General features: G+C 69.7%; 13 protein-coding genes. 9 read left to right on the top strand and 4 right to left on the bottom strand.

All coding sequences use genetic code 11. The annotated features are described in order from the left end of the window. Together sufB and NVV32_RS07140 are read right to left on the bottom strand one after the other, a co-directional pair. A complete protein-coding gene (gene sufB / locus NVV32_RS07145) occupies positions 1-1,473 on the bottom strand; it encodes a Fe-S cluster assembly protein SufB (protein WP_055773500.1) in 1,473 nt (490 codons plus the stop codon). After that, entirely contained in the window at positions 1,473-2,384 is a 912-nt protein-coding gene (locus tag NVV32_RS07140; RefSeq protein WP_422391826.1) for a helix-turn-helix transcriptional regulator, read from the bottom strand. Before NVV32_RS07140 ends, sufB begins: the two co-directional genes overlap by 1 nt. A gap of 123 nt (positions 2,385-2,507) precedes the next feature. Between NVV32_RS07140 and NVV32_RS07135 the strand changes: the two genes are divergently transcribed. Genes NVV32_RS07135 through NVV32_RS07125 form a run of 3 tightly spaced genes read left to right on the top strand, consistent with a single transcriptional unit; the run spans position 2,508 to position 5,243 of the window. Then, the gene (locus tag NVV32_RS07135) at positions 2,508-3,464 is read left to right on the top strand and encodes an ABC transporter ATP-binding protein (protein ID WP_422391825.1); all 957 of its coding nucleotides are present in this window, start codon (positions 2,508-2,510) and stop codon (positions 3,462-3,464) included. Continuing rightward, complete coding sequence (locus NVV32_RS07130) at positions 3,461-4,267, top strand: ABC transporter permease (RefSeq protein WP_422391824.1); 807 nt, start codon at positions 3,461-3,463, stop codon at positions 4,265-4,267. The genes NVV32_RS07135 and NVV32_RS07130 overlap by 4 nt, the downstream gene beginning before the upstream one ends. 4 nt (positions 4,268-4,271) lie before the next feature. Further along, positions 4,272-5,243, top strand: coding sequence for a COX15/CtaA family protein (locus tag NVV32_RS07125; protein ID WP_422391823.1), 972 nt, complete (start codon positions 4,272-4,274; stop codon positions 5,241-5,243). Positions 5,244-5,319: 76 nt separating this feature from the next. On the opposite strand, the gene NVV32_RS07120 is transcribed toward NVV32_RS07125, so the two are convergent. Together NVV32_RS07120 and NVV32_RS07115 are read right to left on the bottom strand one after the other, a co-directional pair. Continuing rightward, complete coding sequence (locus NVV32_RS07120; protein WP_422391822.1) at positions 5,320-6,219, bottom strand: dihydrodipicolinate synthase family protein; 900 nt, start codon at positions 6,217-6,219, stop codon at positions 5,320-5,322. A gap of 65 nt (positions 6,220-6,284) precedes the next feature. Then, positions 6,285-7,229 carry a heme o synthase gene (locus NVV32_RS07115; protein ID WP_422391821.1) on the bottom strand — a complete coding sequence of 315 codons (945 nt, stop codon included), beginning with the start codon at positions 7,227-7,229 and terminating at the stop codon, positions 6,285-6,287. A gap of 430 nt (positions 7,230-7,659) precedes the next feature. Here NVV32_RS07115 and tkt point away from each other — a divergent pair, with 430 nt between their 5' ends. The 6 genes from tkt (at position 7,660) to pgl (ending at position 15,971) form a co-directional block, all read left to right on the top strand. Next, positions 7,660-9,846, top strand: a complete 2,187-nt coding sequence (tkt, locus tag NVV32_RS07110) for a transketolase (protein ID WP_422391820.1) — start codon at positions 7,660-7,662, stop codon at positions 9,844-9,846. Between the two features lie 67 nt (positions 9,847-9,913). Continuing rightward, entirely contained in the window at positions 9,914-11,026 is a 1,113-nt protein-coding gene (gene tal, locus NVV32_RS07105) for a transaldolase (RefSeq protein WP_055773512.1), read from the top strand. 5 nt (positions 11,027-11,031) lie between these two features. Further along, a complete protein-coding gene (locus NVV32_RS07100; RefSeq protein ID WP_422391819.1) occupies positions 11,032-12,678 on the top strand; it encodes a glucose-6-phosphate isomerase in 1,647 nt (548 codons plus the stop codon). Positions 12,679-12,680: 2 nt separating this feature from the next. After that, positions 12,681-14,225 carry a glucose-6-phosphate dehydrogenase gene (zwf, locus tag NVV32_RS07095; protein WP_055773515.1) on the top strand — a complete coding sequence of 515 codons (1,545 nt, stop codon included), beginning with the start codon at positions 12,681-12,683 and terminating at the stop codon, positions 14,223-14,225. Then, complete coding sequence (locus NVV32_RS07090) at positions 14,222-15,166, top strand: glucose-6-phosphate dehydrogenase assembly protein OpcA (RefSeq protein ID WP_422391818.1); 945 nt, start codon at positions 14,222-14,224, stop codon at positions 15,164-15,166. The genes zwf and NVV32_RS07090 overlap by 4 nt, the downstream gene beginning before the upstream one ends. Further along, positions 15,156-15,971, top strand: a complete 816-nt coding sequence (pgl, locus tag NVV32_RS07085) for a 6-phosphogluconolactonase (RefSeq protein ID WP_422391817.1) — start codon at positions 15,156-15,158, stop codon at positions 15,969-15,971. The genes NVV32_RS07090 and pgl overlap by 11 nt, the downstream gene beginning before the upstream one ends. Positions 15,972-16,036 lie beyond the last annotated feature (65 nt).

Raw genomic sequence — 16,036 nt, 5'->3', positions numbered from 1 at the left:
CTAGCCTACAGCCCCTTCCATCTGCAGTTCGATCAGCCGGTTGAGCTCGAGCGCGTACTCCATGGGCAGCTCGCGTGCGATGGGCTCGATGAACCCGCGCACGATCATGGCCATGGCCTCGTCCTCCGGCAGGCCGCGGGACATCAGGTAGAACAGCTGCTCCTCGCTGACGCGCGACACCGTCGCCTCGTGGCCCATGGTGACGTCGTCCTCGCGGATGTCGACGTACGGGTACGTGTCCGACCGCGAGATGGTGTCCACCAGGAGGGCGTCGCACCGCACCGTGTTCGCGGAGTGCTTGGCTCCCTCGCGGACCTGGACCAGACCGCGGTAGGCGGCGCGGCCACCGCCACGGGCGACGGACTTCGAGATGATCGAGGACTTCGTGTTCGGCGCGATGTGCACCATCTTCGACCCGGTGTCCTGGTGCTGGCCCTCGCCGGCGAAGGCGATCGAGAGCGTCTCACCCTTGGCGTGCTCGCCGACCAGGTAGACGGCCGGGTACTTCATAGTGACCTTCGACCCGATGTTGCCGTCGATCCACTCCATGGTGGCGCCCTCGTGCGCGATGGCGCGCTTGGTCACGAGGTTGTACACGTTGTTCGACCAGTTCTGGATGGTCGTGTACCGGACGCGCGCGCCCTTCTTGACCACGATCTCGACGACGGCCGAGTGCAGGGAGTCCGAGGTGTAGATCGGGGCGGTGCAGCCCTCGATGTAGTGCACGTAGGAGTCCTCGTCCGCGATGATCAGCGTGCGCTCGAACTGGCCCATGTTCTCGGTGTTGATGCGGAAGTAGGCCTGGAGGGGGATCTCCACGTGGACGCCTTTGGGGACGTAGACGAAGGAACCGCCCGACCACACGGCCGTGTTGAGCGACGCGAACTTATTGTCCCCGACGGGGATGATCGTGCCGAAGTACTCCTTGAAGATCTCGGGGTGCTCGCGCAGCGCGGTGTCGGTGTCGAGGAACAGGACACCCTGGCGCTCCAGGTCCTCACGGAGCTGGTGGTACACCACCTCGGACTCGTACTGGGCAGCGACGCCGGACACGAGGCGTGCACGCTCCGCCTCGGGGATGCCGAGCTTCTCGTACGTGTTGCGGATGTCCTCGGGGAGGTCTTCCCACGTGTTCGCCTGCTTCTCCGTGGAACGCACGAAGTACTTGATGTTGTCGAAGTCGATGCCGGAGAGATCTGCACCCCAGGCGGGCATGGGCTTGCGGTCGAAGTACTTCAGGCCCTTGAGGCGGAGGTCGAGCATCCACTGGGGCTCGTTCTTCTTCGCGGAGATGTCGCGGACGACCTCCTCGCTCAGGCCGCGGCGGGCGTTGTCGCTCACTTCGTTCTTGTCGGCCCACCCGTACTGGTAGGTACCGATGCCCTCGAGCTCCGGGTTCTTCTCCAGGATGTCGCTGATCACCGACTCCGGCACTGCCGACGCGGCTGGCTTGCGGTCTACTTGATCCGTCATCACGGCCTTCCTTGCTGATGGATAGAAGGGGTTGCTGGATTGCTGGGCGGCGCGGCTTCCGCAGCCGCCGTGGATTCGGCGGCGCCGGGAGCATCCGGGCTGGCCGGCGCGGCAGGTGCCGCCGTCGTCCGTCCCAGGGGAATGTGGGTGGTGCAGACGTGGCCGCCTGCCGCCAGGGTGGAGAGGCGCCGGACGTCGACGCCGAGCAGCCGGGAGAACACGCCGGTCTCCTGCTCGCAGAAGGCGGGGAAGGCCGAAGCCAGCCCCTGGATGGGACAGTGGCCCTGGCAGAGCTGCACGCTCAGCATCACCGGCCTAGCCGAGGACGCGACGGGGCGGGAGCCCCGAAGCTGCGGCAGTCCGACGGTCTTGGTCGACCCGACGAAGCCGTCTGCGGTCAGCGCACCGGCCAGCGCCCGGGCCCGTGCCTCGAGGTCCGGGCCCGCGGCCTCGACGACGGGCCGGTAACGCTCCTCCATCCCGGAGAAGCGCGCACGGGCGAACTCCTCGATGGCCTCCGGGCCCGCGGCCGCACCGAGCTGCGCCAGCGCAGCGGTGGCGATGTCGAGGTAGTCGTCGCCCATCTCGGTCTGGCCACGCCGGCTGAGCACGTAGCGGCGTGCAGGGCGTCCCGCGCCGGTGGCGGAGCTCCGCGCGCGCTTCACCTCGATCAGGCCGTCCTGCGACAGTGCGTCCAGGTGCCGCCGCATGGCTGCGGGGGTGAATCCGAGACTGTCACCGAGTTCGGCGGCGCTCACGGGGCCGCGCTCGAGGACCGCGGACAGGACCCGGTCCCTGGTGCGCTCGTCGGGATCCGGGGAGACGATCTGGGCGGTCCGTTGCGCACTGCGCGGGCCGACCGCCGGCGCGGGATCCGGAGTGGAGAGGGCGGCGCGTGGCGATACGGTCACAGTCCATTCCTCCCGTCGGCGACAAAATACACAACACAAGCATGACCTAATGTATTCCGGCCGACCACTTAGGCGAGGCTACCCATCGAGGACCCTCCGCAGCACTACTACCTGTCGTAGAATATGAGGGTGCCGACTACTGCCCCCGCCCTCGAGATCGACGGCCTGATCAAGGACTTCGGTCCGGTCGGCTCCCTCGACGGCCGCATGGTCCGCGTGCTGGACGGCGTGCACCTCCGGGCGTCGCACGGGGCGGTGACCGTGCTCCTCGGCGCGAACGGAGCAGGCAAGACCACCACTCTCGAGTGCGCGCAGGGACTCCAGCGCGCCGACGGCGGCGTGGTGCGACTCCTCGGCCAGGACCCGTACCGTGCATCGCCGGACCTGCGCGCCCGGGTCGGCGTGATGCTGCAGGACGGCGGATTGCCTCCGTCGGTGCGCCCGCTGGCACTGCTCCGCCACGTCGCCTCGATGTACAGCGATCCCCTGCCGGTCGACGACCTCGCCGGGCGCCTCGGGCTCGACGAATTCGGCGCCGTCTCGATCCGCCGGCTCTCGGGCGGGCAGAAGCAGCGCCTGGCCCTCGCCTGCGCCCTGGTGGGTCGACCCGAGGTGGTGTTCCTCGACGAACCCAGTGCAGGTCTGGACCCCCAGTCGCGGACCATCGTGTTCGATCTCATCAGGGAACTGCGTGCGGACGGCCTCGCGGTCGTCCTGACCACGCACCTGCTCGACGACGCCCAGAAGCTGGCCGACTACGTGTACATCGTCGAGGGCGGCCGGACCGTCGCCGAAGGGACCGTCGCGGAGCTCACGGCCGACAGCGAGACGGACGGGATACGCGAGCTGCGCTTCGAGACCGTCCCCGGGCTCACACTCCCGCCCGGCCTCCTCCCCCATCTGCACCAGCTCGAATCCGAACCCGGGCAGTACGTCCTGCGGGGCACGCTCACGGCGGAGGACGTCGCACACCTGGCCACCTGGTGGGCCTCCTGCGGCGTCATGCCCACGACCATCTCCCTGGCGCCCCGATCCCTCGAGGACGTCTTCCTGGACATCTCCGGACGGAGCATCCGATGAGCCGGCCCGACACGGCCTCCGGCCTTCCTGCCGCGCCCCTCCCCCGCGGCAGGACGACGTCGGGGACGGCCGCGCCGCTGTCCGCACGGGTGCTCCGGCACGGCGGCTACGAGGCGCTGGCGATGCTGCGCAACGGGGAGCAGCTGGTGCTCGCGATCGTACTGCCGCTGCTCGCCCTCGTGGCCCTCGTCGTCACCCCCCTGCTGGACGCCTACGGGCCGAGCCGCATCGACGTCGCCGCCCCGGGAGTCCTGGCCCTCTGCACCATGTCGACGGCCTTCACGGGCCAAGGAATCGCCACGGGCTTCGACCGGCGGTACGGGGTGCTCCGGTTCCTCTCGACCACTCCGCTCGGTCGATCGGGCCTCATCCTCGGCAAAGCCGTCGCCGTGGCCGCCGTCCTCGCCGTGCAGCTCGTGGTGATCGGCGGAGCCGCGCTGCTGCTGGGATGGTCTCCCCGGCCGGAGGGGATCCTCCCCGTCGCCCTCCTGCTGCTCGTCGGCTCCGCGGCGTTCACCTCCCTCGGACTCCTCGTCGCCGGCACGCTGCGGCCCGAGGCGACCCTCGCGGTCACCAATCTCGTCTGGATCCTCCTCGCCGCCGCCGGCGGCGTGATCATCCCGGCCACGGGCCTCCCCGCCGCCGTCGAACCGTTCGTCTCGATCCTGCCGTCCTCCGCGCTCGGCGACGGCCTGCGGAACGCCCTCGTGGACGGCGCCCTCGACCCTCTCGCGTGCCTGGTGCTCCTCGCCTGGGCCACCCTCGCCGGCCTGGCGGCCATCCGCTGGTTCAAATGGAGCTGATCTCATGACCTTCCCCGCACTTACCCGCCTCACCGGCCGCCTGCCGAGGACCACCACATCGCTGGTGCGCCGCCTCGCAATCGCATCCCTCGTGTCCCAGATCGCCATCGTCGTCACCGGCGGGGCTGTCCGCCTGACCGCCTCGGGGCTCGGGTGCCCCGAGTGGCCGCGCTGCACGCCGGAGTCGATCGTCACCACGCCCGAGATGGGCTTCCACGGGGTCATCGAGTTCGGCAACCGCCTCCTGACCTTCGTGCTCGTCATCATCGCCGTCGCCATGATCGTGGCCGTGCTCGGGATGCGGCGGGAGCGCAAGGACCTGTTCAGGCTCTCCGTGGGACTGTTCCTGGGCATCCCGGCGCAGGCCGTGATCGGCGGCATCACGGTATGGACGGGGCTGAACCCCTGGATCGTGGGACTGCACTTCGTCGTCTCGATGGTCCTGGTGGCGCTCGCGACCGTCCTCGTCAACCGCGCACGGCTGACGACGGAGCAGTACGCGATCCGCAGGCCCGCGGCAGCCCCGGCACTCCTGCGGCAGCTCCTCGTCACCTCGACCGTGCTGACCTCGGTAGCCGTCGTCCTCGGCGTGATCGTGACGGGTTCGGGGCCGCACGCGGGGGACCACGGTGCCGCGCGCAACGGCCTCGACTCCGACCTCATGACGCGTCTCCATGCGGTCCCGGTGTACCTGCTGGTCGCCACGGTGGCACTCGCCGTCGTCGTCGCCTACCGCACGGACGTCCACGCGAAGCTCCGCAAGGCGCTCGTCCTGCTGACCGCCGTCGTGCTCGTCCAGGGAGCCATCGGCTACACCCAGCACTTCCTGCACCTGCCGGTCGTGCTCGTGGCGCTGCACATGCTCGGCGCGTCGCTGCTGATGGCAGCTGCGGTGCACGCCCACTACACCGGGACGACCCGACGCACCCTCCCGGGGACGGTCGCGGCGACGAGGGTCCCGCAGCCCGTCGCATAGCGCGACCGCCGGCATCGCGAGGTGATGCGCGAGTCCGGCGGCCACGTCGGCGGCCACGCCGGACGGACGGTCCGCGTCAGTCGTCGTCGAACTCGCCCTCGAGCACGTCGAGCAGCCGGCCGAGTTCGCGCAGCTCGGACCCGGGGCTCGGCAGCAGGGGCGGCCGCGGATCACCGGCGGCCACCCCGCACGCCCGTGCCAGGAGGTGGAGCCCGCTGATCTTCCGGAGGCCGGCCACATGGTCGACCAGGGGGGCGAGGACGTGCCGCACCCGGTCGATCTCCCTCTGCTCGCCGTCCACCACGGCAGACCTGAGGCGGGCGTAGACGGTGGGCAGCAGTGCTGCCGGACCACTGTGCCACGCGTCCGCAGCGACCTCGCCGGACATCATCAGGACATCCCCGCTGACGCCGTGGCTGAAGGATCCGCCGACCAGCGACCGCAGTGCACGGTGCCGCGCGTTGAAGGTCGCGGCGTCGGGCGCGGTGTCCTTGAACGCGACGACCTGAGGGAGCGCGGCCACCTCGGCGACCACGTCGAGCGAGTAGTCGAACTGGGTGGTACCGGGGTTGTTGTAGAGGCAGATCGGCAGGTCGGTGGCCGAGCACACCGCATGCACCTGCGCCACCACCTCGTCATCCGTGAGCGGCACGTAGGAGACCGGGGAGAGGACGAGTCCGGCGGCACCGGCCCGCTCGGCGTCGACCGCGGACTCGAGGACCTCCCGCGTGCCCACCGAGCTGATGCCCACGGCGACGGGTCTCCTGCCACCCACCGCGTCGATGGCGGTGCGTGCCACCTCGGCCCGTTCGGTGCGGTCGAGGTAGGCGAAGCTCCCCGAGGATCCGAGGACCGTGATCGCGTCGACGTCCGACGCCGCCAGGCCGTCGAGGAGGGAGCGGAGGTCCGCGTGGGCCACGCCGCCGTCCGAGTCGAAGGGCGTGAGTGGGTAGGCGATCAGGCCGGTGAAGTCCATGCCGACAGCCTAGGGGCTCGTCCCACCGGTCATCGACCGTGCGGGCGGACCGGGGCGGCAGAAGATCAGGCCAGGACGGCCGATCCGACGAACGGATCGACGGCGAGGGCGAGGAAGAGAACCGTCAGGTAGCTGATCGACCCGTGGAAGACCTTCATCGCGGCCTTGTTGCTGAGCTCACCCTGCTGTGCGAGGGAGTGGAGGCGGTGGGATTCGCGGATGAACCAGGCACCGCCGACGAGGGCCGCGACCGAGTACACCCAGCCGGCACCGGCGGGGATCAGCAGGAGCGAGCACGCGACCATGGCCCAGGCGTAGAGGACCACCTGGACGGACACCGTGCGGGCCCCGGCGATGGCTCCGAGCATCGGTACGCTGGCGGCGTTGTAGTCGTCGCTGTACTTCATGGACAGGGGCCAGTAGTGCGGCGGGGTCCACAGGAAGATGATGAGGAACAGCACGACGGCGGGCCAATCCACGGAACCGGTGACCGCGGCCCACGCGATGAGCACGGGCATGCAGCCCGCTGCTCCACCCCAGACAATGTTCTGGGAGGTGCGACGCTTCAGGACCAGCGTGTACACGACCACGTAGAGGAAGATGGCTGCGACACCGAGCATGCCCGCCAGCGGGTTCGCGCCGAACCAGAGCACGGCGATCGCCACGATTCCGAGGACCCAGGAGAACACGAGTGCCTCGCGCGGGGTGACCTCCCCCGTGACGAGGGGCCGGTTCTCGGTGCGGTGCATCAGCTTGTCGATGTCGCGGTCGATGTAGCAGTTGAAGGCGCCGGCGCTACCGGCTGCGAGGGCCCCGCCGACCATCGTGGCGAGGATCAGTCCGAGGGGAGGGAACCCGCCCTGGGCGAAGATCATGGTGGGAAGTGTGGTGACCAGGAGCAGCTCGATCACGCGGGGCTTCGTCAGCGCGAGGTAGGCCTTCGCTTTGCGACCGAAACCCTGACGGGCCTGCGGGGAACGTGCCGGAGCAGGAGCCTGCTGGGTCTTCACAAGGCAACACTTTCGTTTCTTCCGGAGTAAAAGACAAGGCCCATCATACCCTTTTACGCTGTGTAGAAATCGGTGGGCGGTGGGAACGGCGGGCGGTCGCGGGACCGTGACGCTCCTTCCCGCGGGTCGGGCGTCACGGACGCCTACCGTCCTCGCCGCGCAGACCCCTCCTCCGGCGCCGGATGCAACCGCCGGATGTGAGCAACGACATTCTTGGACTCCCACGGACGTGAGCGGAGCTGAAGGGATAGTGTGGGTTCGAAAGCCCGCCGCGGATGCGCGCCCGGAATAGATTGCCGGGGCACAGTGCTGTCGCCGTGCGGAGCCTTACATGCAGTATTCAACGGTGAACGGCCAGTCCGACGGCATGCCAGCAGGCATGCCCGTCATCAGCTGAGCGGCCGTTCCGGACAGAGAGGGGCCCGGAAACGTGCCACAGACGCAAGAGCAGGAACTGACCTGGACCGAGCTGGACCAGAAGGCGGTCGACACCGTCCGCATCCTCGCGGCGGACGCCGTGGAGAAGGTGGGCAACGGACACCCGGGGACGGCGATGAGCCTCGCACCGGCGGCCTACCTCCTCTTCCAGAAGCTCATGCGGCACGACCCCTCGGACCCCGAGTGGACCGGACGCGACCGCTTCGTCCTCTCCCCCGGCCACACCTCACTGACCCTCTACATCCAGCTGTTCCTCTCCGGGTACGGACTGGAGCTCGACGACCTCAAGGCGCTGCGCACCTGGGGTTCACTCACGCCCGGGCACCCCGAGTACCGCCACACCAAGGGCGTGGAGATCACCACCGGCCCGCTGGGTCAGGGCCTTGCGACGTCCGTCGGGTTCGCCTACGGCCAGCGCCGCCAGCGCGGCATGTTCGACGCCGACGCCCCTGCCGGCACCAGCCCGTTCGACCACACCATCTGGGTCATCGCCTCGGACGGTGACCTCCAGGAGGGTGTCACGGCGGAAGCGTCCTCGCTCGCCGGTCACCAGGAGCTCGGCAACCTCGTGGTCATCTACGACCAGAACCACATCTCCATCGAGGACGACACCGACATCGCGTTCTCCGAGGACGTCCTCAAGCGGTACGAGGCCTACGGCTGGCACGTCCAGCGCGTCGACTGGACGAAGACCGGTGAGTACGTCGAGGACGTCGCCGAGCTGTACTCCGCGCTGGTCGAGGCCAAGAACGAGACCTCCAAGCCCTCGATCGTCGCCCTCCGCACGATCATCGGGTACCCCGCGCCGAACAAGCAGAACACGGGTAAGATCCACGGGTCCGCCCTCGGTAAGGACGAGGTCGCGGCGGTGAAGGAAGCCCTCGGCTTCGACCCGGAGAAGCACTTCGACGTCGACCCGGAGGTCCTCGAGCACGCCCGTGGCGTCGTGCAGCGCGGCGCGGAGGCCCACGCCGAGTGGCAGCACGGCTTCGACGCGTGGGCAGCCGCCAACGCCGACCAGGCGGCCCTGCTGGAGCGCATCCAGGCCCGCACGCTCCCCGAGGGCTGGGAGGCGAGCCTGCCCACCTTCGAGGCGGGCAAGGACGTCTCGACCCGCGCAGCCTCGGGCAAGGTCCTCACCGCGATCGGTCCCGTGCTCCCCGAACTCTGGGGCGGCAGTGCGGACCTCGCCGAGTCGAACAACACGACCATCGAGGGATCGCCGTCGTTCATCCCCGAGAGCCGCCAGACGAACGCCTGGTCGGGGAACCCGTACGGTCGGGTCCTCCACTTCGGGATCCGCGAGCACGCGGCGGCCGCGATCGTCAACGGCATCGTGATGCACAGCAGCACGCGCGCCTTCTCCGGCACCTTCCTCATCTTCAGCGACTACCAGCGGCCCGCCGTCCGCCTCGGAGCGCTCATGGGCGTCCCCGCGATCTACGTGTGGACCCACGATTCCATCGGCCTCGGGGAGGACGGCCCCACCCACCAGCCCGTGGAGCAGCTCTCCTCGCTGCGCACCATCCCCGGTCTCGACGTCGTCCGCCCCGGTGACGCGAACGAGGTCGCCATCGCCTGGCGCACCATCCTCGAGAACACCGAGAACCCCGCCGGGATCGTGCTCACGCGCCAGAACATCCCCACCTACGAGCGGGGCGACGGCGTCGCATCGGGCGACACGTTCGGCTCGGCGGAGGGTGTGGCCAAGGGCGGGTACGTCCTCGCGGAAGCGAAGGGCGGCGCCCCCGACGTCATCCTGATCGGTACCGGCTCCGAGGTGCAGCTGGCCGTCGAGGCGCGCGAGCAGCTCGAGTCGCAGGGCATCTCTGCACGCGTCGTCTCCATGCCGTGCCTCGAGTGGTTCAACGCCCAGGATGCCGCCTACCGCGACAGCGTCCTGCCGCGCACCGTCCGTGCCCGTGTCTCCGTCGAAGCCGGGGTGTCCCAGAGCTGGCACGGCATCGTCGGCGACGCCGGGCGCAGCGTCTCCCTGGAGCACTTCGGCGCGTCCGCCGATTACAAGACGCTGTACCGGGAGTTCGGCATCACCAGCGACGCCGTCGTGGCCGCCGCGAAGGACTCCCTCGAGGCCGTCGCCGCCGACCCCCTCGCACCGAACGGCACCGCCGCCATGGCCTCGGGCCACCAGTCCACCGAGACCGGCGACCAGCAGTAGCCTGCACCGCACGTCCTGCACCAGCACCCACCAGCACTCATCCGCAGCAGCGGACAAGGAGCACATCATGACCACAACACCCACCGCCGACCTCTCGGCCGCCGGCGTCTCCATCTGGCTCGACGACCTCTCGCGGGAACGCCTCAACTCGGGAGGCTTCAAGCGCCTCATCGAGGACCTGAACGTGGTCGGCGTGACCACGAACCCGAGCATCTTCGCCGCCGCCCTCAAGAACGGCGACTCGTACGCCACCCAGGTCGGCGCCCTCGCCGAGGCCGGAGCCGACGTCGACCGGGCCGTCTTCGACATCACGACCCACGACGTCGCCCAGGCCTGCGACCTCTTCGCCGCGGAGGCCAAGCGCACCGACGGCGCCGACGGTCGCGTCTCCATCGAGGTGGACCCCCGCCTGTCCCGCGACACGGCGGGAACCATCGCCGAGGCCAAGCGCCTGCACGCCAAGGTGCAGCGCACCAACGTGCTCATCAAGATCCCCGCGACGGTCGAGGGCCTGGAGGCCATCTCCGAGACGCTCGCCGCCGGCATCAGCGTCAACGTCACCCTGATCTTCTCCCTCGAGCGCTACCGGGCGGTGATCAACGCCTTCATGATCGGTCTCGAGCAGGCGAAGGAGAACGGGCACGACCTCGCCACGATCCACTCGGTCGCCTCCTTCTTCGTCTCGCGCGTCGACGCGGAGATCGACGCGCGGCTCGACGCCGTCGGCAGCGACGAGGCCACGGCGCTCAAGGGCAAGGCGGGTCTCGCCAATGCACGCCTCGCCTACCAGGTCTTCCAGGAGCAGTTCTCGTCCGAGCGCTGGCAGGTCCTCGAAGCGGCCGGGGCGAATGCCCAGCGCCCGCTCTGGGCCTCGACCGGCGTCAAGGATCCGAACCTCCCCGACACGCTCTACGTCGCGGGACTCGTCGCCGCGAACGTCGTGAACACCATGCCCGAGAAGACGCTCGACGCGATGGCCGACCACGGCGTGGTCGAGGGCGACACCATCACCGGCTCCTACGCGGAGGCCGCCGACGTGCTCGACGCGCTCGACGCCCTCGGCGTGTCCTACCAGGAGGTCGTCGAGAAGCTGGAGACGGAAGGCCTCGACAAGTTCGTGACCAGCTGGTCGGAGCTCCTCGAGACCGTCCAGACCGCGCTCGACGCAGCGAAGGGCTGACCCCCATGGGCTCCTTCGCTCTGACCGCCTCCGGCGATGCGCTCGCCGCCGTCGACGCCGCGGTACCCACGCTCGTCGCCGATCGTTGCGCCTCCCGGCTGATGGCCAAGGACGCCACCCTGTGGGGCGCCGACGCCGAGCCAGAGGCGTCGATCCGCCTCGGCTGGATCGATCTGTTCGACGGTTCCCGCGCGCTCCTGCCCGAGATCGCCGGGCTGCGCGCGGACCTCAACGGCGAGGGCGTGGACCGGATCGTCCTGTGCGGCATGGGCGGCTCGTCACTCGCGCCCGAGGTCATCACCAAGGAGGCCGGAGTCGAGCTCGTCGTCCTCGACGCCACCGATCCGGAGCAGGTCCGGGCCGCCCTCGAGGAGGGGCTGCAGCGCACCGCCATCGTCGTGTCGTCCAAGTCTGGATCCACGGTGGAAACCGATTCCCAGCGCCGCGTGTTCGAGCAGGCCTTCACGGACGCGGGTATCGACGCCGCATCGCGCATCATCGTCGTCACCGACCCGGGCTCGCCCCTGGAGGAGGCCTCGAGGGCTGCCGGCTACCGCAGGGTCTTCACGGCCAACCCCGAGGTGGGCGGCCGGTATTCCGCGCTGACCGCGTTCGGCCTCGTGCCCTCGGGGCTCGCGGGTGCGGATATCGAGACGCTGCTCAACGATGCCGAGGACAGCGCCGAGTTCCTCGGTGACGACGACGCCGGCAACGTCGGGCTCCAGCTGGGTGCCGTCCTCGGAGGTACCGCTCCCCTGCGCGACAAGATCGTGTTCGCCGATGCAGGTTCCGGGCTCCCCGGCTTCGCCGACTGGGCGGAGCAGCTCATCGCGGAATCCACCGGCAAGCTCGGCACGGGCCTCCTGCCCGTCGTCGCGTCGATGGACGCTCCGGAACTGGCCGATGTCGCCGACGACGTGCTCCCGGTGGTCCTCGCCCCGTTCGACGAGGCGCCGAGTGACGAGTCGACGACCGGGACGCGGGTGACCGTCAGCGGGAACCTGGGCAGCCAGATGTTCGTCTGGGAGTACGCGGTCGCCGTGGCGGGCCGACTGCTCGGCATCAACCCCTTCGACCAGCCGGACGTCGAGGCCGCGAAGAAGGCCGCCCGCGGCCTGCTCGACGCCCAGCCCGAGCCCACGCCGGCCGCCTTCACCGACGGCGCCGTCGAGGTGCGCGGCGACGCCGGACTGCTGGGGTCGTCCAGCACCCTCGCGGAGGCGCTCGAGGCACTCCTCGCGACCATCCCCGCGAACGGTTACCTCTCGGTCCAGGCGTACCTCGACCGGCACCAGCAGTCGGAGCTCGAGGACGTCCGTCGCCCCATCGCCGCTGCGACCGGACGCCCGGTCACCTTCGGGTGGGGTCCGCGCTTCCTGCACTCCACCGGTCAGTACCATAAGGGCGGCTCCGCCATCGGCGCCTACCTGCAGCTCACCGGCGCCGGCAGCACCGATCTCGCGATCCCGGACCGTCCGTTCACCTTCGGCGAGCTGATCGCGGCCCAGGCCGCGGGTGACGCCCAGGTCCTCGCGGACCACGGCCGTCCGGTCCTCCGGCTGCACCTCACCGACCGCACCGCGGGCGTCGCGCAGCTGCGGGACGTCGTCGCCTCCCTCGCCGCCCCCGGCGAGGTCCGCGGGAACGGCTGAGGATGGCTGACAGCGCACCGACCCGTGGCGGGAATCCGCTCCGCGACCCCCGTGACCGCCGGCTCAGCAGGATCGCGGGACCCTCGTCCCTGGTCCTGTTCGGCGTCACGGGCGACCTGGCCCGCAAGAAGCTCATGCCGGCGATCTACGACCTGGCGAACAGGGGCCTCCTGCCCCCGAGCTTCGGGCTCGTCGGCTTCGGCCGCAGGGACTGGAGCAACGAGGACTTCGTCCAGCAGGTCCGGGACTCCGTGACGCAGCATGCCCGGACGCCGTTCAACGAGACGGTCTGGGAGCAGCTCTCGGCGGGCATCCGCTTCGTCAGGGGGGAGTTCGACGACGACGACGCCTTCCGCGACCTGAAGGAGTGCATCGAGGAACTGGATGCGAGCCGGGGAACGCGGGGCAACCACGCGTTCTACCTCTCCATCCCGCCCAACGCCTTCGAGACGGTCTGCCAGAAGCTCTCCGAGCACGGCCTGGCCCAGCCCGACGACGGCGAGTGGCGCAGGGTGGTCATCGAGAAGCCCTTCGGCCACGACCTCGAGTCGGCGCGCGAGCTGAACAGCATCGTCGAGGAGGTCTTCCCTCCGGATGCCGTGTTCCGCATCGACCACTACCTCGGCAAGGAGACGGTCCAGAACATCCTGGCGCTGCGCTTCGCGAATCAGCTCTTCGAGCCGCTGTGGAACGCCAACTACGTGGACCACGTGCAGATCACCATGGCCGAGGACATCGGCATCGGCAGCCGCGCCGGGTACTACGACGGCGTCGGAGCGGCACGTGACGTCATCCAGAACCACCTCCTGCAGCTGCTCGCCCTCACGGCCATGGAGGAGCCCATCTCCTTCGACGCCCACCACCTGCGGTCCGAGAAGGAGAAGGTCCTCGCGGCCGTCTCCCTGCCGGAGGACCTGTCCGGGCGCTCCGCCCGCGGACAGTACGAGGCAGGCTGGCAGGGCGGTGAGCGGGTTAACGGGTTCCTCGAGGAGGACGGCATCCCCGCTGACTCCACGACGGAGAGCTTCGCGGCCCTCCGCCTCGACATCAACACCCGGCGATGGTCCGGGGTGCCCTTCTACCTGCGCGCGGGGAAGCGCCTCGGACGCAGGGTGACGGAGATCGCCGTCGTGTTCAAACGGGCACCGAACCTGCTGTTCCGGGACCACAACGAGGAGGACTTCGGTCAGAACGCCGTCGTCATCCGCGTCCAGCCCGACGAGGGCGTCACCATCCGCTTCGGGTCCAAGGTCCCCGGGACCCAGACCGAGGTGCGCGACGTGACGATGGACTTCGGGTACGGCCACTCCTTCACGGAGTCCAGTCCCGAGGCCTACGAGCGCCTCATCCTCGACGTGCTGCTCGGCGAACCGCCGCTGTTCCCCCGCCAGGAGGAGGTCGAGCTGTCGTGGAAGATCCTCGACCCGTTCGAGAAGTACTGGGCCACCCTCGACGGCCAGCCCGAGCCCTACGTGCCCGGTAGCTGGGGCCCCGCATCCGCCGACGAGCTGCTCGCAGCCGATGGACGTACCTGGAGAAGGCCATGATCGTGGAACTGCCGGACACCACCACCTCGAAGGTGTCCAAGGAACTGATGGCGATGCGTGAACGCGGTGGTGTCGTCGCGCTCGGGCGCGTCCTCACACTCGTCGTCATCACGCGTTCCGGGTACGAGGAGGAGGCGATCGACGCGGCGAACGACGCGAGCCGCGAGCACCCGTGCCGCATCATCGTCCTCGCCGAGGGATCGCCCGACGAGCCGACCAGGCTCGACGGCCAGATCCGGGTGGGAGGTGACGCCGGCGCCTCGGAGGTGATCGTTCTGCGCGGGTACGGCGACCTCGCGGACGAGAACGAATCCCTCGTCTCCGCCCTGCTGCTCCCGGATGCGCCGATCGTCGCCTGGTGGCCCCATGGCGCGCCGGAAGCCGCCGCGCAGACGTCGATCGGCAGCATCGCGCACCGTCGCATCACCGACTCCGCCAATGAGGAGGACCCCACAGCGGCCCTGTTCACCATCAGCAGCACGTACACGGCCGGGGACACCGATCTCGCCTGGACGAGGCTGACGAACTGGCGCATCCAGCTCGCGGCGGTCATGGACCAGGTGAAGGGTGACCAGGCCGTCACCGCCGTCACGGTCGAGGGCGCCTCGGACTCCCCCAGCACCGTCCTGCTCGCGGCGTGGTTGACCATGACGCTGGACGCCCCCGTCACCATCGCGGCGGGACCCGCCGGCACGGGCCTGAAGCGGGTCCGGCTGAAGCGCAGCGGCGGGGACATCGAACTACACCGTCCCGGTCACGACGTCGCCGAGCTGTACCAGCCCGACCAGCCGGTGCAGCGCATCTCGCTACCCCGCCGCGGGCTGCGTGACTGCCTCGCGGAGGAGCTGCGGCGCCTTGACCCGGACGAGGTCTTCGGCGAGGTCATCACCGAGGGATTGTCCCGCACCAACCTGAGGAGTGTACGAACGAGTGAGCGCTGAACCGAAAGTCAGCATCCATCCGTCCCAGACCTCGCTCGCGGCAGCCGTCGCGGCCCGGCTCATCACGAGACTCGTCGACGTGCAGAGCGACCGGGGCACCGCCACCGTGGTGCTCACCGGGGGCTCGATCGGTACCGCGGCACTGAGGGCGGTCGCCGAGTCCCCGGCGCACACCGCCGTGGACTGGTCCAACGTGCACGTCTGGTGGGGTGACGAGCGCTTCCTCGCGGCCGACGATCCCAAGCGGAACGCCGTCCAGGCCCGTGCGGCCCTCCTGGACAAGGTCGGCGTCGATCCGGCGAAGGTCCACGAATTCGGTGCGAGCGATGCGTTCGACGACGAGGATGCCGCAGCAGCGGACTATGCGGTCCAGCTCGCCGCTGCCGCCAGGGCCGAGCTCGACGCCGATCCTGATGCCGTGCAGACGGATCCCCGACTCCCCCGATTCGACGTCCTCCTGCTGGGAGTGGGGCCGGATGCCCACATCGCCTCGTTGTTCCCCGAGATGGCGGGCATCCGCACGAAGGGTTCGACGACGGTGGGCGTGGCCGATGCGCCGAAGCCACCGCCGAAGCGCGGCTCCCTGACGCTGGAGACGATCAACACCGCCCAGGAGGTCTGGCTATCGGTGAGCGGCAGCGACAAGGCCGGTGCCGTGGGCCTCGCCCTTGCGGGCGCCGGCCACGTCCAGGTGCCGGCCGCCGGCGCACGCGGGCTCCGGAAGACCCTGTGGCTCATCGACCAGGACGCGGCCCAGAAGCTCCCCGGCCGGCTGATCGACCACGACGAGGAGCAGGCCGGCTGACGGCCGCCACCTCGGGAACGACAAGAGAGCCCCCGCTTCGTCGAAGCGGGGGCTCTCCTGTCGTT

This window comes from Arthrobacter sp. N1, from assembly GCF_048288285.1.
GTDB lineage: Bacteria > Actinomycetota > Actinomycetes > Actinomycetales > Micrococcaceae > Arthrobacter_D.
The sequence above is the reverse complement of the archived record's forward strand: the minus strand, read 5'-3'. Positions and strand labels throughout refer to the sequence as shown.